Here is a 22324-nt window from a genome sequence, read left to right as displayed (position 1 = left end):
GGCCCGGCCATGAGCAAAAGAAAGCTTATTCCGTTGCTGGTGTACATCCTGTTCCTGCTGGTGCCGATCTACTGGTTGCTGAACATGTCGTTCAAAAGCAACACGGAAATTCTCGGCGGGTTGACCCTGTTTCCGCAGGATTTCACCTGGCACAACTACAAAGTGATCTTCACCGATCCGAGCTGGTACACCGGTTATCTCAACTCGCTGTATTACGTCAGCCTGAACACGGTGATCTCCCTGAGTGTCGCGCTGCCGGCAGCCTATGCGTTTTCCCGCTATCGTTTTCTCGGCGACAAGCACCTGTTTTTCTGGCTGCTGACCAACCGCATGGCGCCGCCGGCGGTGTTTCTGCTGCCGTTCTTTCAGTTGTATTCGTCGATTGGTCTATTCGATACACACATCGCCGTGGCGCTGGCGCACTGCCTGTTTAACGTGCCATTGGCGGTGTGGATTCTCGAAGGTTTCATGTCCGGCGTGCCGAAGGAAATCGACGAAACCGCCTACATCGACGGCTACAGTTTCCCCAAGTTCTTCGTGAAGATTTTCATCCCGCTGATCGGCTCCGGCATCGGTGTGACGGCGTTTTTCTGCTTCATGTTTTCCTGGGTCGAACTGCTGCTCGCGCGTACGTTGACCTCGGTGAACGCCAAACCGATTGCTGCGGTGATGACCCGTACGGTCTCGGCTTCGGGTATCGACTGGGGCGTGCTGGCGGCGGCGGGGGTGTTGACCATTCTGCCGGGCATGCTGGTGATCTGGTTTGTGCGCAACCACGTGGCCAAGGGCTTTGCCCTCGGCCGGGTCTGAGGAACTGATGATGGAATGGATGAGCTGGACCACCCCGACAGCGGGGTTCTTCATCGCCATTGGTCTGCTGCTGGTGGGCATGACCACATGGGAATTGCGCTCGCCGAGCATCCTGCGGCGAGGTTTTCTGCCGATTGCCACCACCCGTGGCGATCGCTTGTTTATCGGTCTTCTCGGCAGCGCCTACCTGCATTTGCTGGTCATCGGCGCCACCGACTGGAGCATCTGGGTCGCGTCCGCGTTGTCCCTGGTGTGGCTGTTGGCTGTGATGCGTTGGGGCTAGTCGAATCGATCGGCACCGTGCTCCGAAATCCTAAACAGGAGGTCTCTATGTTCGACAAAAACAATAAGCTGCGACATAGCATTTCATTGGCAGCCATGCTGGCACTCAGCGGTTTGAGCGCAGTCGCCTGGGCTGATGCCTACGAAGACGCGGCGAAAAAATGGATCGGCAGTGAATTCAAACCGTCGACCCTGACGGCCGATCAGCAACTCGAAGAATTGAAGTGGTTTATCAAGGCCGCCGAGCCGTTTCGCGGCATGGAAATCAAGGTCGTTTCCGAGACCCTGACCACCCACGAATACGAGTCGAAAGTGCTGGCCAAGGCCTTCACCGAAATCACCGGGATCAAGCTCACCCACGACCTGCTGCAAGAAGGCGACGTGGTGGAAAAAATGCAGACGGTGATGCAGTCCGACAAGAATATTTATGACGGCTGGGTCAACGACTCGGACCTGATCGGTACGCACTTTCGCTACGGCAAGACCGAGTCGATCACCGACCTGATGGCCAACGAAGGCAAAAACTTCACCTCGCCGACCCTCGACATCAAGGACTTCATCGGCATCTCCTTCACCACGGCGCCGGACGGCAAGATCTATCAACTGCCCGACCAGCAATTCGCCAACCTCTACTGGTTCCGCGCCGACTGGTTCGAGCGCGCCGACCTGAAAGCCAAGTTCAAGGAAAAGTACGGCTACGAATTGGGCGTGCCGGTGAACTGGTCGGCCTATGAAGACATCGCCAAATTCTTCAGCGAAGACGTCAAGGAAATCGACGGCAAGCGCGTTTACGGGCACATGGACTACGGCAAGAAAGACCCGTCGCTGGGCTGGCGCTTCACCGATGCCTGGTTCTCCATGGCCGGCGGCGGCGACAAGGGCTTGCCCAACGGTTTGCCGGTGGACGAGTGGGGGATTCGCGTCGAGGATTGCCACCCGGTCGGCTCCAGCGTGACCCGTGGCGGCGACACCAACGGCCCGGCGGCGGTGTTCGCCACGCAGAAATATGTCGACTGGCTCAAGGCCTATGCGCCACCGGAAGCGGCGGGCATGACCTTCTCCGAGTCGGGGCCGGTGCCGTCGCAAGGCAACATCGCCCAGCAAATCTTCTGGTACACCGCGTTCACCGCCGACATGACCAAACCGGGCCTGCCGGTGGTCAACGCCGACGGCACGCCGAAATGGCGCATGGCGCCATCGCCGCGCGGGCCGTATTGGGAGGAGGGCATGAAGCTCGGCTATCAGGACGTGGGGTCGTGGACGTTCATGAAGTCGACGCCTGAGAAACAGAAACTGGCGGCTTGGTTGTACGCGCAGTTCGTCACCTCGAAAACCGTGTCGCTGAAGAAAACCATCGTCGGCCTGACGCCGATTCGCGAGTCGGACATCAACTCGCAGGCGATGACCGATCTGGCGCCGAAACTCGGTGGTCTGGTCGAGTTCTACCGCAGCCCGGCCCGCGTGCAATGGACCCCGACCGGCACCAACGTGCCGGACTATCCGCGTCTGGCGCAATTGTGGTGGAGCCACATCGCCGAAGCAGCGAGTGGCGAGAAGACCCCGCAACAGGCGCTCGACGGTTTGGCCAAGGATCAGGACGCGATCATGACGCGCCTCGAACGCTCCAAGGCTCAAGCTGTTTGTGCACCGAAGATGAACCCGGAACGCGATGCGCAATACTGGTTTGACCAGCCGGGCGCACCGAAACCGAAACTGGCCAACGAGAAGCCGAAGGGCGAGACCGTGAGCTACAACGAACTGCTGAAATCGTGGGCGGATGCGCGCAAGTAACAGCTGAAATGGGAAAGGCGAACGGCACCGCAAGGTGCCGTTTTCATTTGTGCCTGACACACCGCAATCGCGAGCAGGCTCACTCCTACAGGGGATTGCGGCGTACGCATCATCCGTGAACGACACAAAAACCTGTAGGAGTGAGCCTGCTCGCGATTGCGGTGTGTCAGACAACAAAGCTGTCGAATGACCCGCTGCCATCGCTTGCAAGCCAGACTCCCACAGGTTTCTGTGAGTGCACAAAACTCTGCGCACACCGCAAATTACTGTGGGAGCTGGCCTGCCAGCATTGATGTGTGCCGGTACTGGATGTGTCTTGATCAGACCAGAACAGCCAAATCTGTGTACCGAGCAACCAAAGCATCAGCCGTGAGCAACTTCATCGGTTCGGTCATTGCTGTGGCCACGATAATGCGGTCAAACGGATCGCGATGATGGTGCTCAAGATCCCTCACGGCGATGGCGTGCTCTGCAGTCACTGGCAGTTCGATAAAGCCACTGTCGAGACAATATTGGCGGATTTCTTCCAGATCAACATTCAGCTTGCCGAGCCCGACCTTGATCGCCATTTCCCAGAAGGTGGCGGCGCTGATGTAGATTTCGGCGGCGTTCTCAATCAGTTTTCTGGCTTTGCCGGACAGTCTGGCGTCATCACTGAGCGTCCAGAGCAAAATGTGCGTGTCGAGCAGAAGCCTCATGCTTGAGTGCCCTCGAATGCATCAAGCATGTCATCGGGCAATGGTGAGTCGAAATCGTCGGGCAACACCAGTTTGCCTTTCATTGCGCCAATACGCTGAGCGCTGGGTTTTCCTACGGGAATGAGGCGAGCCATCGGCCGGCCATGCTTGGCAATCGTGATGACTTGGCCAGCAGCGGCATCGTCGACGAGTTTGGATAAATTGTTTTTGGCTTCAGCCAGCGGAACGATGATCATCAGCTCACCCCTGTATTCTGGACAAATATAGCCAGAATATTTCAGCACTGCCAATCCATAGACTTCTTCAGCCCATTCGCAAACGATATCCCTGTTCATTTTTTGCCTCTCGTCGATATTCCATCTGCCAAGGCCTCCACCATAGAGCTATCTACTCAAAACTGGCTGTAGGACAAAACGGAGGTTGCGGCGAGAGCTTTCGGCGTTTGTTTGGGGACGGGAGCAAATCGGTAAAAAATCGTACAAAAATATCGACTGACCCGCCGCCATCGCTGGCAAGCCAGGCTCCCACAGGTTTCTGCGATGCTCACAAACTCCAGGCACGCCGCAGATCTCTGTGGGAGCAGGCTTGCCAGCGATTCGGTCATTGATAGCGGCTGACCCACCGCCATCGCCAGCAGGCTGGCTCCTACAGGTTTCAGTGGTGTCCACATAACCTTGGCACACCGCAGATCACTGTGGGAGCTTGCCTGCAAGTGATGGGGCCATGGCAGGCACCGCAGGGAAACCGAGGCGGAACACGGTCATCGCCCCCGGCAAGCTCCTCACCTCCGCCACACCCTGATGCAGGCTCATGATCGAACGCACGATCGCCAAGCCCAACCCGGTGCTGCCCTGCGAGCGCGAGCGGCTGCTGTCGACACGGTAGAAGCGGTCGAACAGATGCGGCAGATGCTGCGCTTCAATCCCCGCTCCGGGATTGCTGACCAGCATCGAGCTTTGCGTGGCACCTTGTTCGATCAGCAGCGTTACGGTTTTCCCGCTGGGGCAGTGGCGCAACGCGTTGGAAAGCAGATTGGAAATCGCCCGCTGAATCATCAAACGATCCCCCATCACCTGTGCGCTGCCAATGACATTCAAATGAATCTGCTTATCCTGCGCCGACAACGAAAACATCTCCGCCACCTTCGCCGCTTCAACCTCCAGCGCCACCGACTCAAACGGCGCCAGCGCCGACGGATGGCTCACCTGCGCCAGAAACAACATGTCCGAAACAATCCGCGCCACGCGTTCCAGTTCCTCGGTGCACGACACCAGCACATCCTTGTATTCCTCAACCGAGCGCTCGCGTGACAACGTGACCTGCGCCTTGCCCATCAAGTTATTGATCGGCGTACGCAACTCATGCGCAAGGTCATCGGAGAACTGCGACAACTGCTGCACCCCGGCATCCAGCCTATGCAGCATGAAGTTGATGCCCTGCGCCAGTTCACTCAGTTCCTGCGGCATGTTCAGCACCGACAGTCGATGATCCAGGTCTTGCGTAGAGACCATCGCCGCGACTTTGCGAAATTCGCGCAGCGGCGCCAACCCGCGCTGCACCGCACCCCACGCTGTCAGGCCGATAAACACCAGCAACAATGGCAGGGCGATCAGCGTCGAGCGCAGGTAGGCGCTGAGCAACGCCTCATCGTGCGCATTATCCACCGACAGCAACACCGGCACGCTGCTGCCGTCTTTGAGGCGAATCAGTTTCGAGGCGGTGAGGAATTTCTTGCCTTCCGCGTCGGTGCTGTCGCTGTAAGTCAGTTGATCGGTGGTGGCGCGCACCGCTTTCAATTCGACGCGCGGATCGCTCAATCCCGAGCCGGACTTGAGCAGCGGCGAGCGCTGATTGACGCGGTCATAAATCGTCAGCGTCAGGTTGTCATGGCCCATGACCTGATCGAGCAAAATGTGCGGCTTGCCGCTGATTTCATTGGCGTCGACGTACAGCGACAGGCTGTGCTCGACCTGCGCCATCTTCTTTTCCAGGCTGTCTCTGGACAGCGCATTGAGCTCATGGGTCAACGCGAAATAGGCAAGGATCGCCAGAAACACCACCAACAGCGCACCAAGAATACTCACTGTCAAACCGAGGCGCATCGACAGGCTGGCCGGCTTCATTCCCGCGCCTCCAGGACATAGCCGACACCGCGCAGGGTGTGGATCAGTTTGCTGTCGAACGGGTCGTCGATCTTCGCCCGCAAGCGGCGGATCGACACTTCGACCACGTTGGTGTCGCAGTCAAAATTCATGTCCCACACCAGCGAGATGATTTGCGTGCGGGTCAGCACCTCGCCGGACTGGCGCATCAGCAGATGCAACAGGGCGAATTCCTTGGTGGTCAGGTCGATACGCTGTTGCCCGCGAAACGCGCGATGGCGGCCCGGATCTAATTCCAGATCAGCGACTTTCAGCACCTGCGGCACCGGGATGTTTTCGCTGCGCCGCATCAACGTGCGTACCCGTGCCAGCAGTTCGGGGAACTCGAACGGCTTGACCAGATAATCATCGGCACCCAGGTCGAGGCCGCGAATCTTGTCGGCCAGGCGCCCGCGCGCGGTGAGCATCATCACCCGTGTCGAATGCGTGCGACGCAGTTGCTCCAGTACGCCCCAGCCGTCGAGTTCCGGCAGGTTGACGTCGAGAATAATCAGGTCATACGCGTGTTGTTGCGCCAGATGCAGGCCATCGGCACCGGTGGCGGCGTGGTCAACGACATAACCACTTTCGGTCAAACCCTGATGCAAGTATTCGGCAGCTTTAAGCTCGTCCTCGATTACAAGGATTCGCATGATCTTTCACCACTTTTATTTAATGGATAGTTAATTAAGGCGGTCGGGAAAAGTTGTTGTTTTTGTCATTGCTTAAGAAGCCCCTCACCCTAACCCTCTCCCAGAGGGAGAGGGGACTGAACGCGGGATGCTTCAGAACTACACCGACGTGGAACATCTTTACTGAATCCATAATCGACTTGATTTAACAGGTCGATGGAAAGTGCCATACACCTCGGTCGGCTCCCTCTCCCCCCGGGAGAGGGCTGGGGTGAGGGGAGGCAGGCACGATAAAGGTTGTAGCGACTACAGGGTCAACAACCAATTGCTTTAAACAGTGTTCTGCGACAGTCGGTCGCAGCGTGAACTACAAAATTCTCATCAGTTTGATTCCGGCAAGTGCTGTACAGCAGATAACTACCGTGTTTTTGTTTCGATGTATTTCGATAACGCCATTTGCACTTCGCATCCTAAAACAAAACAAATCAGGCAAACCGTGGATAACGGATTTGTAATGTTCCAGTCACCTTGTCGATAAGTTCAAAACCCTACCGTGGCGGCATCGAAAAATCCTGATGAAAGGAAGTCTTCCATTGCCCGGTTCAAGACAACTGACGGCGCGATCACGCCTGAAAAAAATCGCCAGCGGCATTCTGCTGCTGGCCAGCACCAGCCTCGCGGGCGCATCGACCCTGACCCTCGATCAGGCCCTGCAAACGGCCTTCGCCGGCAACCCGGATCTGGCCGCTGCAAAGTGGGAAATCGGCATCGCGGAAGGTGACCGCCAACAGGCCGGGCTGATCCCCAACCCCGAGGTCTCGTGGGAGGCCGAGGACACCCGCCGCGACTCGCGCACCACCACGGTGATGCTCAGCCAGCCGATCGAACTGGGTGGCAAACGCGGCGCGCGGATCGACGTCGCCAGCCGCGCGCAGGACGCCGCCGGCATCGAGCTGGAGCGCAAGCGCAACACCTTGCGCGCCGATGTGATTCAGGCGTTCAACAGCGCACAAACCGCGCAGCAACGTTTGCAGTTGTCGCGGCAATCACTGCAACTGGCCGAGCACGGCTTGCGCGTGGCGCAAGGGCGGATCGAGGCCGGCAAATCTTCCCCGGTCGAAGGCACGCGGGCGCAAGTGCAACTCTCAGAAGTACGCCTGGAACTGAGCCGCGCCGAACGCGATCAGGCCAACGCGTATCAACAATTGGCGCAAGTCATGGGCGCACCGTTGCCGACCTCGACCAAGGTGCAGGCACCCACGCAAAGCATGCCGGCCGTGCCTCCGCCGACAAGATTGCTCGAGCGTCTGAACGAAACCGCCGAATTGCGTCTGGCCACGCTGCAGATCGATCAGCGTGAAGCGTCGCTGGGGCTGGAAAAATCCCAACGCATCCCCGACCTGACCGTGAGCATCGGCAGCCAATACAGCGAAACCGAGCGCGAGCGGGTCAACGTGGTTGGGCTGTCGATGCCGATTCCGCTGTTTAACCGCAATCAGGGCAACGTGCTCGCGGCGGCGCGGCGAACCGATCAGGCGCGGGATCTGCGCAACGCCACCGAGCTGCGTTTGCGCACCGAAATCCAGACCAGCCTTGCGCAATGGCAGACCGCCAACGGCGAAGTCACAGCTTTCAACCAGACCATCCTGCCTGCTGCGCAAAGTGCGGTCGACAGCGCCACGCGCGGTTTCGAAATGGGCAAGTTCGGCTTCCTCGATGTACTCGATGCGCAGCGCACGTTGATCAGCGCTCGCAGCCAGTACATCCAGGCCGTCAGCGAAGCGACCGACGCCCGCGTGCGCATCGAACGGATCTTTGGCGACCTCAGCGTCAGCCGTTGAATTTCATTTTTCAGACAACTGCGCGATGGCGCGGCGCAGAGGAGTTTCCATGGATAAAAAACTGATGGTGGTCGCAGTGGCGACGTTGGCCCTGGGCATTGGTATCGGCTCGCAGTGGGCGGGCAATGCAAGCATCGATGCCCACGCCGATGAGGCGGCTGAACATGCCGATCACGCTGAAGAAGGCGCAGCGGCTGAACATGGCGAAGAGGGGCACATCGAATTGAGTGCCGAGCAAATCACTGCTGCCGGCATTCAACTGGCCGAAGCAAAACCGCAAAACATCAGCCTTGGCTTGCCGTTCCCTGGCGAAGTGCGCTTTGACGAAGACCGCACCGCCCACGTCGTGCCGCGTGTGCCGGGCGTGGTCGAGACGGTGGCGGTCAACCTCGGGCAAACCGTGAAGAAGGGCCAGTTACTGGCGGTGATCGCCAGTCAGCAGATCTCCGAACAACGCAGCGAGCAAGCCGCCGCGCAACGGCGTTTGGCCTTGGCGCGCACCACCTATGAGCGCGAGAAAAAGCTGTGGCAGGACAAGATCTCCGCCGAGCAGGATTTCCTCCAGGCGCGCCAGGCGTTGCAAGAGGCGGAAATTGCCGTGAGCAATGCCCGGCAAAAGATCAGCGTGCTCAGCGGCAGCGTGGTCGCCACTGGCGGCAACCGCTACGAATTACGCGCGCCGTTCGACGGTGTCGTGGTGGAAAAACACCTGACGCCGGGGGAAGTGGTCGATGAATCCACGGCGGCATTCACCCTCTCGGATCTGTCGCGAGTGTGGGTCACATTCGGCGTTTCACCGAAGGATCTGAACAAGGTGCAAGTGGGCAAAGCGGTCACCGTCAGCGCCCCGGAACTCAACGCAGAAGTGGTCGGCAGCGTGGCTTACGTCGGCAGCTTGCTCGGCGAACAGACTCGTACCGCAACGGTTCGCGTCACCTTGGAAAACCCGCAAGGCTCATGGCGCCCCGGTCTGTTCGTCACTGCGCTGGTGGCGACCGACAGCCGCGAAGCGCAAGTCGCCGTGCCGGAAACCGCGATCCAGACCGTCGAGGATAAACCCACGGTGTTCGTGCGTACCGACGACGGTTTCGAAGCGCGCGCGGTGGAACTGGGCAGTCGCGCCGCCGGCCACGTGGAAATTACTCAGGGGCTGGAACCGGGCGCGCAAGTCGCCAGCGCTGGCAGCTTCGTCCTCAAATCGGAACTGGGCAAAGCCTCAGCCGAGCACAGCCATTAATTCTGGAAGGTCCTCATGTTCGAACGCCTGATCCAGTTTGCCATCGAGCAGCGCATCATCGTGCTGCTCGCCGTTCTGCTCATGGCCGGCCTCGGCATCGCCAGTTATCAAAAACTGCCGATCGACGCCGTGCCCGACATCACCAACGTCCAGGTGCAGATCAACACCGGCGCCGCCGGGTTCTCGCCGCTGGAAACCGAGCAGCGCATCACTTTCCCGATTGAAACCGCCATGGCCGGTCTGCCGGCGCTGGAGCAGACCCGTTCGCTGTCGCGCTCCGGCCTGTCGCAAGTGACGGTGATCTTCAAGGACGGCACCGACCTGTTCTTCGCCCGTCAACTGGTCAACGAGCGTTTGCAGATCGCCAAGGAGCAATTGCCCGAAGGCGCCGAAGCGGTGATGGGGCCGATTTCCACCGGCCTCGGCGAGATCTTTTTGTGGACCGTGGAAGCCAAGGAGGGCGCACTGAAGGACGACGGCACAGCGTACACGCCGACCGATCTGCGGGTCATTCAGGACTGGATCATCAAGCCGCAATTGCGCAACGTGCCGGGCGTCGCCGAGATCAACACCATCGGTGGTTTCGCCAAGGAATATCAGATCGCGCCGGACCCCAAACGCCTGGCGGCGTACAAGCTGACGCTGACCGATCTGGTCACTGCGCTGGAGCGCAACAACGCCAACGTCGGCGCCGGTTACATCGAGCGCAGCGGCGAGCAGTTGCTGATCCGCGCACCGGGGCAAGTGGCGAGTACCGAGGACATCGCCAACATCGTCATGGCCAATGTCGACGGCACGCCGATCCGCATCAAGAACGTAGCAACAGTCGAAATCGGCCGCGAATTGCGCAGCGGTGCGGCCACGGAGAACGGTCGCGAAGTAGTGCTCGGCACCGTGTTCATGCTGATCGGCGAGAACAGCCGCACGGTCTCGCAAGCGGTCGCCAGCAAACTCGAACAGATCAACAAATCCTTGCCCCAAGGTGTGATCGCCGTGCCGGTTTACGACCGCACGCACCTGGTCGACAAAGCCATCGCCACGGTGAAAAAGAACCTCATCGAAGGCGCGATTCTGGTGATCGCGATTCTGTTCCTGTTCCTCGGCAATATCCGCGCTGCGTTGATTACCGCGATGGTGATTCCGCTGTCGATGCTGTTCACCTTTACCGGCATGTTCAGCAACAAGGTCAGCGCCAATTTGATGAGCCTTGGTGCGCTGGACTTCGGCATCATTGTCGACGGCGCGGTGGTGATAGTCGAAAACACCCTGCGCCGCCTGGCCCATGCGCAGCAGCACCATGGGCGATTGTTGACCCGCACCGAGCGTTTCAAGGAAGTCTTTGCCGCAGCGAAAGAGGCCCGGCGACCGCTGATTTTCGGTCAGCTGATCATCATGGTGGTGTACCTGCCGATCTTCGCCCTGAGCGGCGTCGAAGGGAAAATGTTCCACCCGATGGCGTTCACCGTTGTCATCGCTTTGCTTGGCGCGATGTTGCTTTCCGTGACCTTTGTGCCGGCGGCAATTGCGTTGTTCGTCACGGGCAAGGTCAAGGAAGAAGAGGGCGCGGTGATGCGCGGCGCGCGTCGTGTCTATGCGCCAGCGCTGGCGTGGGTAATGAGTCATCGGACCGTTGCCGTTGGCGTGGCGTTGGCCGTGATCGTGCTCAGTGGTGTGCTGACCAGTCGTATGGGCAGCGAGTTTGTGCCAAGCCTCAGCGAGGGCGATTTTGCCCTGCAAGCCTTGCGCGTACCGGGCACTAGCCTGACGCAATCGGTGGACATGCAGCAGCGTCTGGAAACGTTGATTCTGGCGAAAGTACCGGAAGTCGAACGCGTCTTTGCCCGCACCGGCACCGCCGAAATCGCCTCCGACCCGATGCCGCCGAATATCTCCGACAGCTATGTGATGCTCAAGCCGAAAGAGCAGTGGCCGGATCCGGGCAAGTCGCGTGAAACCCTGCTGGCTGAACTGCAAGCCGCCGCCGCGACGTTGCCGGGCAGCAACTATGAACTGTCGCAGCCGATCCAGTTGCGTTTCAACGAACTGATCTCTGGCGTGCGCAGTGACGTCGCGGTGAAGGTGTTCGGTGATGACATGGACGTGCTTAACGCCATCGCGGCGAAAATCGCTGCGGCCATGCAAAAGGTCAACGGCGCATCCGAAGTGAAGGTCGAGCAAACCACCGGGTTGCCGGTGCTGACCATCAACATTGATCGCGATAAAGCTGCGCGCTACGGACTCAACGTGGGTGATGTGCAGGACACCATCGCCGTCGCGGTGGGCGGGCGTCAGGCCGGGACGTTGTATGAGGGTGACCGGCGTTTCGACATGGTGGTGCGTTTGTCCGATGCCATGCGTAAAGACATCGATGGACTGTCGGCATTGCTGATTCCGGTGCCGGCGGTCAATGGCACGACCAATCAGATCGGTTTCATTGCGCTCAAGGAAGTCGCCAGCCTGGATCTGGTGCTCGGGCCGAATCAGGTCAGCCGCGAGAACGGCAAGCGTCTGGTGATCGTCAGTGCCAACGTGCGCGGGCGTGATATTGGTTCATTTGTCAGCGAGGCCGGCGAAGTGATCGAGCGAGACGTGCAAGTGCCGGCCGGTTACTGGACCAGTTGGGGCGGACAGTTCGAGCAACTGCAATCGGCGGCCAAGCGCTTGCAGATTGTGGTGCCGGTGGCGCTGCTGCTGGTGTTCGGGTTGCTGTTCATGATGTTCAACAACCTCAAGGACGGTTTGCTGGTATTTACCGGGATTCCGTTTGCCTTGACTGGCGGGGTCATGGCGCTGTGGTTGCGCGATATTCCGCTGTCGATTTCGGCGGGTGTCGGGTTTATCGCGTTGTCCGGGGTGGCGGTGTTGAACGGCCTGGTGATGATTGCGTTTATTCGTAATTTGCGTGAGGAGGGGCGGTCTCTATCCGCTGCGATCAACGAAGGCGCGCTGACGCGTTTGCGGCCGGTGCTGATGACGGCGCTGGTGGCGTCCCTCGGCTTTATCCCGATGGCGCTCGCCACTGGCACAGGCGCTGAAGTGCAGAGACCGCTCGCCACTGTAGTGATCGGCGGAATCCTGTCCTCGACGATCCTCACGCTGCTGATCCTGCCGGCGCTCTACCAACTCGCCCATCGCCGGGATGAGGACGCCGTTCCATCTGAATAGGTAATCCCCCCTGTGGGAGTGAGCCTGCTCGCGATAGCGGTCTATCAGTCAGATCTAAATTGACTGACCCACCGCTATCGCGAGCAGGCTCACTCCTACAGGTTTTGTGTTCGGCTTCAGAAGAGTGCCGGGCACATAACGGATATGTAATTTCCACGCCACCGTCACGAAAGGTTCGGATTGTTACCTTGATCCCGTCAGTTACTTAAACGAGGAATCAAAGATGAAAATCGTACAGATGGGTGCTTTTGTGGTGGCATTGGCGATGTCTTCCCTGGTCATGGCTGAGGGCGGTGGTGACCGCACATTCGACCGGATGATGACCCACAACGACCGCTCCATGGAGGTGTTCGTCGCCAAGGAGAAAGCCGCCGGCAACCCGGTTGTCGTCAATGACAAGAAAGACGACAAAACCCGCGACCTGTAAGCCTGCTGCAGCTGAACAAGCCCTTCATCGCGCATCGATGCCGGGCTTTTTTTTCAAGCCCGGACGGGAAGTAAATGGATATGAAAGTACTCAAGTTGATCGCATTCGCCGCTGTCATGGCGATGTCGGTAAATGTGCTGGCTGAAGGCGGTGGCGACCGCACCTTCGAACGTGCGCTCAGCGCCAACAGCAAAGCCATGGAACAGTACGCCGCCAACCAGGGCAAAGCGCCGCCGGTGGTGAAGGATTACGAATACGGAATGAAGCTGGACGTGGTCAAGGTGGTGAGCGTGGTGAAGCCGCAGCCTGCGTGCAAGGTGGTGCCGACCGCGATGACCTACGAGGATTCGAAAGGTCAGCTCAACACCATCAAGTACAACGTGATGGGCGTGTGCCGGAACGGCGGTAGCTGAAATCTGTAAAGTCTAAACGCGGTCCCGCGTAGGAGCTGCCGAAGGCTGCGATCTTTTGACTTTGATGTTAAAGATCAAGATCAAAAGATCGCAGCCTTCGGCAGCTCCTACACGTTCTGTATTTCAATTCGTGATGTTTAAAGGTTGTGTGGGAAATACGGAACCTTCCCACAATGTTTTCAGGTTGTCCGTCGGACGTCCGCTCTCTAGCCTGTGTGGGTCGCTGCCAAATCAGCGATCGGGATTGGAACCCCGTGGCTCAACTGAAGCAAAACGCACTGTTCATGACGTATGCTTGCGCACTTTCATGTGTGCACTCCGTTATGGCGGCTGTGCGCGGGAGACTTCGAGTCTGTCGGGTTTGCTCAGTTGCCCGGGTTCCAACCTGCGTACAGCTGCCACCCTTTCGCGTGGAACCGAAAGGGCCAGCTCCACCTTCAAGCTGAGTAAAACATTATGAAAAAGCCAACACCCAATCCTCCCGAAACAGACGTCACCCCTGACACCACCTCAACATCCCCCTACGTCTCCATTGAGACTAGAAAACTCCACGAAGCCGCCGACCGCGCCCTCGACTTCTACCTCAAACCCTCAGCCGCCATCATGTCCGCACCGTACATCCCCAACCAGATGTTCCTGGTCAATCCCAAAGCCGACACCGAATCATTACTGGCCAACGCCAGCGAATCCCTCGCCTCGGCCACGGTAATGCTCGGCGACTTCGCCGCGCTGCTGAACGGCACCCATCGCAAGACCCTGCTCGGCATCGCGCAGGTCGTCATGCTTGGCGAACTGGCGGTGAACAAGGCATTGGATAACGTCGATCCCACCGCGTAGTTATCAATGGCCAGTTTTCAACCGTTGTTTGTGCGTTGACCTCAAAATCCTACCCCCTCACCCCAGCCCTCTCCCCCACGGGGGCGAGGGGGAAAGGGAGCAGATCTTCAAGCCATTCAAAACCTGAGTACGACTCGGTTTTCAGGTCGATGTATCTTCGACAACCAACTCGGTCAGTCCCCTCTCCCCCAGGGGTGCGAGGGGGAAAGGGAATAGATCTTCAAGCCATTCAAAACCTGAGTACGACTCGGTTTTTCAGGTCGATGTATCTTCAATAACCAACTCGGTCAGTCCCCTCTACCTCTGGGAGAGGGCTAGGGTGAGGGCCGGGCCTAAACCTGGAAAACATAACCACGGCAAAACGCAAAGCAAAAAAAAGCGCCCCGAAGGACGCCAAAAAATTCACCTCTTACCAAAGGAGCAAGGAGCTTCTAAAGGTGAATGTGCATTGCTCGTAAAGTCAGAGAATCGCCAGCGGATACTCGACAATCACCCGCACTTCATCCAGATCGGATTCGAACGCCGTGGCGCGAGTGGTGGCCTGGCGCAAACGCAGTGACAGGTCTTTCATCGAACCGCTTTGCACCACGTATTTGACTTCGATATCGCGTTCCCAGCGCTTCTGGTCGGTCAGCGGATTACCCTCGGCATCGCGGCGCATGTACACCGCGTTGGCGTTGGAATAGTCGGCATCAGTGCCGCGCGCATAGCGGGTCATGAACGACAAACCCGGTACGCCATAAGTGCTCATGTCGAGGTCATAACGCACCATCCACGAACGCTCTTTCGGCGAGTTGAAGTCGCTGTACTGGATGGAGTTGTCGAGGAAGATCGAATCGGACTGGCGCAGGTAATCGAAGTCGTCATTGCCGTTGTTGCGCTGGTGGGAGAGGGCGACGGAGTGGGCACCAAACTTCACGCCGGCACGGCCGCTCCAGATGTTGTTGTCGAACTCGCCGAGCAGCTGTTTGCCCTCATCGACCGCCTTGTAGTAGTTCAGGCCACCGAACAGCGACAGATCATCGGACAGCGGATAGGTCCAGGCAGTGCCGGCGTAGTACTGATTCCAGGCGTCCTTGAGACGACTGGAGTACAGGCTGAAACTGAGGTTTTTGTTCAGCGCATAATCGCCGCCGCCGTAAGCGATCCACGGCGAATTGACCGGGCCTGCGTAGAAGGTCGCGAAGTTCTCGCGCATGTCGCTGGACACCGGTTGGCTCATCGCGTGCAAGCGACCGCCCTGAACCGATAGACCTTCAATACTGGTGTTGCTCGCCGTCACCCCGCGAAAGCTCTCCGGCAGCAAACGCGAGTCACCAGCCGCCACTACCGGGTTGGCCGGGAATACATCACCGACCCTGACCACCGTATCGAACGCTCGAATTTTCGCAGCGCCGCCGACCTTGGTGTATTCGTCTCGCGCCTGACCATCACTGTTGACCGGAAGAACATCAAACGAACTGCGCCCGCCATTACGGCCGTCGCCGGTGTCGAGCTTCAGCCCGATCATCGCAAATGCATCGACACCAACGCCGACGGTGCCTTGGGTGAAACCGGATTCGAACTTGCTGATGACCGCATGCGCCCAGGCTTCGGAATAACCGTTGCCGGTCGGGCTGGATTGGCCGTTGCGATGATCACGATTGAAGTAGAAGTTGCGGTTGAGCACCGTCAGGCTGCTGCCTTCGACAAAGCCTTCAGGCTTGTCTTCTGCAAACACCATGGACGGCCCGGCGCCGACCACCACCGCTAAAGCGGCCATCGACATTTTTGTATTGTTAACCATCAAACACTCCTTGGGTTCGGCAGAACGGGAACGTGCTTCGGCGTGGGTTTTATTGTTCGGCGGGGCAGGGCCCGCCGGCATGGTCGCCGGGTGACATCGTTGCAAGCTGCGGATAACGCCAAGGTGATGCGGGAATTACAATTTCGTCATGTGGTTATATGGATTAAGTGAACGCCACACAAACCTGTGGGAGCGAGCCTGCTCGCGAAAGCGGAATGTCAGGCACTGAAGAGGGTGGATGTGCCTACCAACGCTGAAAAAATATCCCGCTTCATGGTTCGTGGATCTCCACTTGATAGGTGATCCTCAAATTTAACCGTAATTACCTTCTGCAGAATGTCAGCCATTGCTCACCGCTTTGCAGGCAAATTCCTAGAAAGGGGAGAGCGTTATAAGTCAAAAGATCGCAGCCTTCGGCAGCTCCTACAGACCGCATACCATCCCAATGTAGGAGCTGCCGAAGGCTGCGATCTTTTGAGGTTGAATCCCACAAAAACAAAAACGGCACCCGAAGGTGCCGTTTCCGTTTCCAGCCAAGCAATCAGCCCGCCAGACCCGCCTGCTGAACCAGTGTCAGCAATGGCTGCGGGTACACACCCAGGAAGAATGCGACCAGGGCGATGGCCAGCAGCATCACGCCGCCTGCCTTCTGTTCCCAGTGCAGCTGGGCGTCGTGGCGACGCAGGTTTGGTTCGATCAGGTACAGGGTGACCATCACGCGCAGGTAGTAGAACACGCCGATGGCGCTGCCCAGTACCAGCGAACCGACCAGCCACCATTGGTGCGACTCGACACCGGTAGCGATGATGTAGAACTTGCCGATGAAGCCTGCAGTCAGCGGGATACCCGCGAGCGACAGCATCATCACGGTCAGGACGGCGGTCAGGTATGGACGGCGCCAGAACAGGCCGCGATACTCGTACAGTGCGTCGGCGTCACGGCCGTTGTACGGCGAGGACATCAGGGTGATCACGCCGAACGCGCCGAGGCTGGTGATCACGTAGGTGACCAGGTAGACGCCGATGGCTTCCACCGCCAGACCCTTGCTCGCCACCAGCGCGATCAGCAGGTAGCCGAAGTGCGCGATGGACGAGTAACCGAGCAGACGCTTGAGGTTGCTCTGGGTCAGGGCCAGCAGGTTACCGAACAGGATCGAGGCGAAGGCGATGACGGTCAGCACGTCGCTCAGTACGCCACTGCTCGCGGCAGGGGAGATCTGGAACAGACGCACCATCACCGCAAACACCGCAACCTTCGACGCAGTGGCGAGGAACGCGGCCACTGGTGCCGGAGCACCTTCGTAGACGTCCGGCGTCCACAGGTGGAACGGTACCAGCGAAAGCTTGAACGCCAGACCGATCAGCATCATGCCCAGGCCCAGTTGTGCCAGCGAGCTAGGCAGGCCAGTTGCAGCCAGAGCCTGACCGATACCGACGAAGCTCAGCGAACCGGAGTCTGCGTACAGCAGCGCCATACCGAACAACAGGAACGCAGAACCGGCGGCCGACAACACCATGTATTTGATGCCGGCTTCCAGCGAACGCTTGTTGAAGAAGGCGTAAGCCACCAGACCGTAAACCGGTACCGAGAGCAGTTCCAGACCGATGAACAAACCGGCCAGGTGCTGCGCGCTGACCAGAACCAGACCACCGGCGGCGGCCATCAGGATCAACAGGTACAGTTCTTCACGGTTGCCCGGGTAACCCGAACCGCCATCGCCCAGATAGGCGTGGGCGAGGGTGACGCAAGCGAGGGTGGCGACCAGGATCAGCGCCATGTACAGGCAAGCGAAGGTGTCGATCTGCAGCAGTGGAGTCACGGCCAGAGGCGCGACTTTCAGGGCCGGCAGGATCGACAGCAGGGCCAGGTTCAGACCGGCGACCGAGATCAGGAAGGTCTGCGAGTGATTGCGGCGCCAGGCGATTGCCAGCATCACCACGATAATGGTGAGGCTGGTGATCAACAGTGGCGCAAGCGCAATAAAGTGTTGAATCGTGAATTCCATAGCGCTCTTACCGGGCCGAAGCGAGTTGAGTGAAGGCGGTGCCGAGCCACTGCTGTACGCCATGCATCGTGGCGGCAGAAGTGTCGAGGAACGGTTGCGGGTAAACGCCGAGGTAAATCAGCAATGCCGCAAGGCCCAGCACCATGATCAGTTCGCGACCGTCCATGCCGTGCAGGATCGAATCCGATTTGGCCGGACCGAAGTAAGCACGGTGGATCATGATCAGCGAGTAGACCGAACCGAACACCAGACCGGACGTGGCAATCGCAGTGATCCATGGCGCACTGGCGAACGTACCGATCAGGATCAGGAACTCGCCGACGAAGTTGCCGGTACCCGGCAGACCCAGGGACGCGGCTGCAAAGAACAGGCTGATTGCCGGCAGGTAAGCGATACGCGACCACAGACCGCCCATCTCACGCATGTCACGAGTATGCAGACGCTCGTACAGCTGACCGCTGAGGATAAACAGTGCCGCCGCCGACAGACCGTGCGCGAGCATCTGGATCACTGCACCTTGCAGGGCCAGCTGGCTGCCGGAGTAGATGCCGATCAACACGAAGCCCATGTGGGAAACGGACGAGAAGGCGATCAGACGCTTGATGTCGGTTTGTGCGAAAGCGAGGAACGCACCGTAGAAGATCCCGATCAGACCGAGGGTCATGGCGATCGGCGCAAACTCGGCCGAGGCATTCGGGAACAGCGGCAGGGCGAAACGCAGCAGACCGTAGGCAGCGGTTTTCAGCAAGATACCGGCGAGGTCGACGGAACCGGCAGTCGGCGCCTGGGCGTGAGCGTCAGGCAACCACGAGTGGAACGGTACGACTGGCAGCTTAACCGCGAAGGCGATGAAGAAGCCGAGCATCAGAATGTACTCGGTGGTCATCGACATCTTGGTTTTCAACAGGTCGGCGTAGTTGAAGGTAATCACGCCAGTGTTGTTGAAGTTGACCAGTACCAGACCGAGGATCGCCACCAGCATGATCAGGCCGGAAGCCTGAGTGAAGATGAAGAACTTGGTCGCTGCGTAGATCCGGGTTTTCTTGCCGTCCGAAGAACTGTGACCCCAGAGCGCGATGAGGAAGTACATCGGCACCAGCATCATTTCCCAGAAGAAGAAGAACATGAACAGGTCGAGGGCGAGGAACACGCCGACCACGCCGCCCAGGATCCACATCAGGTTCAGGTGGAAGAAGCCAACGTGACGTTGAATCTCTTTCCACGAGCAGAGTACCGAGAGGATACCCAGCAGACCGGTCAGCAGGATCATCAACAGCGACAGGCCGTCGAGGGCCAGGTGCACGTTGATGCCGAAGCGCTGGATCCAGACATGCTTGAACTCAAGCGCCCAGGTCGGATCGGCGCCAGGCGCCGGGGCAAATGAATAGTCACCGTGGGCCCACAGCCAGAGGCCGAGGGCGAGTTCCAGGGTCATGGTCAACAGCGCAATCCAGCGGGGCAGGGTAGCGCCGAAGCGCTCACCCATCCAGCACAGCAGGCCGCCGATGAAGGGGATCAGGATTAGCCAAGGCAGAATCATGACGGGCTCGTTTCCTTTCGCAAATTCGCAAGGTTCATATCAGACCGCTACCAGCACGATGGCGCCGATTACCAGCACGGCACCAGCAGCCATCGAAGCAGCGTACCAACGCAGTTGACCGGTCTCGGTGCGGCTCAGGGCAGTGTGACCACCCTTGGCCATACGCGGGATCAGACCGATGGTCTGGTCGAGCGGGTCTTTGCGCAGTACGTGGCTGATCGCCAGGTACGGCTTGACGAACAGTTTGTCGTAGATCCAGTCGAAGCCCCAGGCAGCGAACCACCAGGCCGAAAGGAAACGGCCGATGCCGCTGTTGGCGATGGCCGTGACGAAGCGACGCTTGCCGAGGAACAGCAGGGCCGCCAGCAGGATACCGGCCAGGGCGATGGCGCCCGAGGCGATTTCCAGACTGTGCTTGGCTTCGCCGCCGGCATGGCCAACGCTTTCCGGCAGCACGCCGTGCAGCGGTGGCACGATCATCGCGCCGACGAAAGTCGACAGCACGATCAGCACCGACAGTGGCAGCCAGTGAGCGATGCCGTGACCGGCGTGGGCTTCGGTCTTGGCTTCACCGTGGAACGTGATGAAGATCAGGCGGAAGGTGTACAGCGACGTCATGAACGCACCGACCAGACCTGCGTAGAGCAGACCGTGATTGCCGCTGGCGAACGCTTCCCAGAGGATTTCGTCCTTGGAGTAGAAGCCTGCAGTCACCAGTGGCAGAGCGGCCAGTGCAGCACCACCGACGATGAAGCTGGCGTAGGCCAGTGGCAGCTTTTTCCACAGACCGCCCATCTTGAAGATGTTCTGCTCGTGGTGGCAGGCAACGATCACCGCACCGGAAGCAAGGAACAGCAGGGCCTTGAAGAAGGCGTGGGTCATCAGGTGGAAAATCGCACCATCCCAGGCACCAACGCCCAGCGCCAGGAACATGTAGCCGATCTGGCTCATGGTCGAGTAGGCGAGGATACGTTTGATGTCGGTTTGTACCAGCGCAGCGAAACCGGCCAGTACCAGGGTCACACCACCAACGATGCCGACCAGGTGCAGGATTTCCGGCGCCAGGGTGAACAGACCGTGGGTACGGGCGATCAGGTAGACACCGGCGGTCACCATGGTTGCGGCGTGGATCAGTGCCGAAACCGGGGTAGGGCCGGCCATTGCGTCCGCGAGCCAGGTTTGCAGCGGCAGTTGCGCCGATTTACCGACCGCACCACCCAGCAGCATCAGGGTCGCCAGGGTGATCCAGAAGTCGCCGACCTGGAATTTCTGCGGTGCCAGCACCAGCAGTTCCTGGATGTTCAGCGTGCCCACTTGCTGGAACAGGATGAACAGGCCGATGGCCATGAACACGTCGCCGATCCGGGTCACGATGAAGGCTTTGAGTGCGGCGTTACCGTTGTTGCGGTTGCTGTAGTAGAAACCGATCAACAGGTAGGAGCACAGGCCCACGCCTTCCCAGCCGAAGTACAGGAACAACAGGTTATCGCCGAGCACCAGGAACAGCATGCTGGCGATAAACAGGTTGGTGTACGAGAAGAAGCGCGAGTAACCCGCTTCGCCGCGCATGTACCAGGACGCGAACAGGTGGATCAGGAAACCGACGCCAACGACCACGCCGAGCATGGTGATCGACAGGCCGTCGACGTAGAGGGCGAAGTCAGGCTTGAAGCCTTCGACCGCCATCCACTTCCACAGCACCAGGGTGTAGTGACCGCCTTCGGGTGGCGCGACGTTGAATTGCCAGATGACGTACGCGGCGACAATCGCCGACAAGCCAATGGAACCCACGCCGATCAGCGCCGAAAGGTTTTCCGACCAGCGTCCACGGGAGAACGACAGCAGCAGGAAACCGATCAGAGGGAATACGAAAGTCAGAAAGATCAGGTTCATCCGCGCATCTCACTGGCAGCGTCGATATCGAGCGTGTGGAAGCGGCGATACAGTTGCAGCAGGATCGCCAGACCAATACTGGCCTCGGCGGCTGCCAAACTGATCACCAGGATGAACATGATCTGTCCATCCGGCTGGCCCCAACGGGCGCCTGCAACGATGAAGGCCAGTGCAGAGGCGTTCATCATCACTTCCAGACTCATCAACACGAACAAAATGTTGCGGCGGACCATCAGGCCGACCAGTCCAAGGCAGAACAGGATGCCGGCGACGGCCAATCCATGCTCCATAGGAATAGAACCGAGAGGGATAACAGGCATGTTCTACTCCTTAGCCTCGTTACGGCCCAAATGGAACGCCGTGACGGCTGCGGCAAGCAGCAGCATCGAGGCGAGTTCGACCACCAGCAGGTACGGGCCGAACAGGCTGACGCCCACGGCTTTCGCGTCTACGGTGGTGTGGCCGATGGCCTCACCGCTCTGGTGAGCGAACAGCACATACAGCAGTTCGGCCAGCAGCAGGGCGGCGAGAATCACCGGGCCTGCCCAGATGCCGGGCTTGAGCCAGGTGCGTTCTTGCTGAACCGAGGCGGGACCCAGGTTCAGCATCATCACCACGAACACGAACAGCACCATGATGGCGCCGGCGTAGGCGATCACTTCCAGCACGCCGGCGAACGGCGCGCCGAGTGCGAAGAAGGTCATGGCCACGGCGATCAACGAGATGATCAGGTAGAGCAGGGCGTGCACAGGGTTGGTGTTGGTGACCACGCGCAGCGTGGACACAACAGCGATACCCGATGCGAAATAGAAAGCGAATTCCATCG

Annotated in this window: 19 protein-coding genes; 9 read left to right on the top strand and 10 right to left on the bottom strand. The window is 59.1% G+C overall.

The genetic code is table 11. The annotated features are described in order from the left end of the window. Positions 1–9 precede the first annotated feature (9 nt). The 3 genes from P3G59_RS18515 to P3G59_RS18505 are packed head-to-tail and all read left to right on the top strand — an operon-like array spanning position 10 to position 2883. Positions 10–810, top strand: coding sequence for a carbohydrate ABC transporter permease (locus P3G59_RS18515; protein ID WP_027614646.1), 801 nt, complete (start codon positions 10–12; stop codon positions 808–810). Positions 811–820: 10 nt separating this feature from the next. After that, positions 821–1093, top strand: a complete 273-nt coding sequence (locus P3G59_RS18510) for a DUF2160 domain-containing protein (RefSeq protein WP_103305295.1) — start codon at positions 821–823, stop codon at positions 1091–1093. Positions 1094–1140: 47 nt separating this feature from the next. Then, positions 1141–2883, top strand: a complete 1743-nt coding sequence (locus tag P3G59_RS18505; protein WP_277758440.1) for an ABC transporter substrate-binding protein — start codon at positions 1141–1143, stop codon at positions 2881–2883. Positions 2884–3203: 320 nt separating this feature from the next. On the opposite strand, the gene P3G59_RS18500 is transcribed toward P3G59_RS18505, so the two are convergent. The 4 genes from P3G59_RS18500 to P3G59_RS18485 form a co-directional block, all read right to left on the bottom strand. Then, entirely contained in the window at positions 3204–3581 is a 378-nt protein-coding gene (locus P3G59_RS18500; RefSeq protein WP_277758439.1) for a type II toxin-antitoxin system VapC family toxin, read from the bottom strand. Continuing rightward, the gene (locus P3G59_RS18495) at positions 3578–3916 is read right to left on the bottom strand and encodes a type II toxin-antitoxin system Phd/YefM family antitoxin (RefSeq protein WP_277758438.1); all 339 of its coding nucleotides are present in this window, start codon (positions 3914–3916) and stop codon (positions 3578–3580) included. The genes P3G59_RS18500 and P3G59_RS18495 overlap by 4 nt, the downstream gene beginning before the upstream one ends. Before the next feature lie 354 nt (positions 3917–4270). Next, complete coding sequence (locus P3G59_RS18490; RefSeq protein ID WP_277758437.1) at positions 4271–5704, bottom strand: heavy metal sensor histidine kinase; 1434 nt, start codon at positions 5702–5704, stop codon at positions 4271–4273. Next, complete coding sequence (locus P3G59_RS18485; RefSeq protein ID WP_277758436.1) at positions 5701–6375, bottom strand: heavy metal response regulator transcription factor; 675 nt, start codon at positions 6373–6375, stop codon at positions 5701–5703. The genes P3G59_RS18490 and P3G59_RS18485 overlap by 4 nt, the downstream gene beginning before the upstream one ends. A gap of 572 nt (positions 6376–6947) precedes the next feature. On the opposite strand from P3G59_RS18485, the gene P3G59_RS18480 reads away from it, so the two are divergent. From P3G59_RS18480 to P3G59_RS18455, 6 genes are all read left to right on the top strand, one after another. Continuing rightward, complete coding sequence (locus P3G59_RS18480; protein WP_277762179.1) at positions 6948–8195, top strand: TolC family protein; 1248 nt, start codon at positions 6948–6950, stop codon at positions 8193–8195. A gap of 49 nt (positions 8196–8244) precedes the next feature. Then, positions 8245–9432, top strand: a complete 1188-nt coding sequence (locus P3G59_RS18475; RefSeq protein WP_277758435.1) for an efflux RND transporter periplasmic adaptor subunit — start codon at positions 8245–8247, stop codon at positions 9430–9432. A gap of 15 nt (positions 9433–9447) precedes the next feature. Then, positions 9448–12597 carry a CusA/CzcA family heavy metal efflux RND transporter gene (locus P3G59_RS18470; protein WP_277758434.1) on the top strand — a complete coding sequence of 1050 codons (3150 nt, stop codon included), beginning with the start codon at positions 9448–9450 and terminating at the stop codon, positions 12595–12597. Positions 12598–12820: 223 nt separating this feature from the next. Continuing rightward, on the top strand, positions 12821–13024 hold the full coding sequence (locus P3G59_RS18465; RefSeq protein WP_277758433.1) for a co-regulatory protein PtrA N-terminal domain-containing protein: 204 nt from the start codon (positions 12821–12823) through the stop codon (positions 13022–13024). A gap of 80 nt (positions 13025–13104) precedes the next feature. Continuing rightward, entirely contained in the window at positions 13105–13437 is a 333-nt protein-coding gene (locus P3G59_RS18460) for a DUF2790 domain-containing protein (protein WP_277762178.1), read from the top strand. Between the two features lie 456 nt (positions 13438–13893). Further along, positions 13894–14274: a DUF6124 family protein gene (locus P3G59_RS18455; protein ID WP_277758432.1), complete on the top strand. Its 381-nt coding sequence runs from the start codon at positions 13894–13896 to the stop codon at positions 14272–14274. 460 nt (positions 14275–14734) lie between these two features. Here P3G59_RS18455 and P3G59_RS18450 read toward each other — a convergent pair whose 3' ends face one another. The 6 genes from P3G59_RS18450 to nuoJ form a co-directional block, all read right to left on the bottom strand. After that, the gene (locus P3G59_RS18450; protein WP_277758431.1) at positions 14735–16060 is read right to left on the bottom strand and encodes an OprD family porin; all 1326 of its coding nucleotides are present in this window, start codon (positions 16058–16060) and stop codon (positions 14735–14737) included. 541 nt (positions 16061–16601) lie between these two features. Beyond that, positions 16602–18065, bottom strand: coding sequence for an NADH-quinone oxidoreductase subunit NuoN (nuoN, locus tag P3G59_RS18445; protein ID WP_277758430.1), 1464 nt, complete (start codon positions 18063–18065; stop codon positions 16602–16604). A gap of 7 nt (positions 18066–18072) precedes the next feature. Then, entirely contained in the window at positions 18073–19605 is a 1533-nt protein-coding gene (gene nuoM / locus P3G59_RS18440; protein WP_277758429.1) for an NADH-quinone oxidoreductase subunit M, read from the bottom strand. Between the two features lie 39 nt (positions 19606–19644). Beyond that, positions 19645–21498, bottom strand: coding sequence for an NADH-quinone oxidoreductase subunit L (gene nuoL / locus P3G59_RS18435; protein ID WP_123450781.1), 1854 nt, complete (start codon positions 21496–21498; stop codon positions 19645–19647). Beyond that, positions 21495–21818, bottom strand: coding sequence for an NADH-quinone oxidoreductase subunit NuoK (gene nuoK / locus P3G59_RS18430; RefSeq protein WP_277758428.1), 324 nt, complete (start codon positions 21816–21818; stop codon positions 21495–21497). Before nuoK ends, nuoL begins: the two co-directional genes overlap by 4 nt. A 3-nt stretch (positions 21819–21821) precedes the next feature. Further along, positions 21822–22322, bottom strand: a complete 501-nt coding sequence (gene nuoJ, locus P3G59_RS18425) for an NADH-quinone oxidoreductase subunit J (protein WP_277758427.1) — start codon at positions 22320–22322, stop codon at positions 21822–21824. Positions 22323–22324 lie beyond the last annotated feature (2 nt).

The sequence above is a fragment of the Pseudomonas sp. A34-9 genome, assembly GCF_029543085.1.
GTDB lineage: Bacteria > Pseudomonadota > Gammaproteobacteria > Pseudomonadales > Pseudomonadaceae > Aquipseudomonas.
Note: the sequence above shows the minus strand (reverse complement) of the source record. Positions and strands in the feature narration are given on the sequence as shown.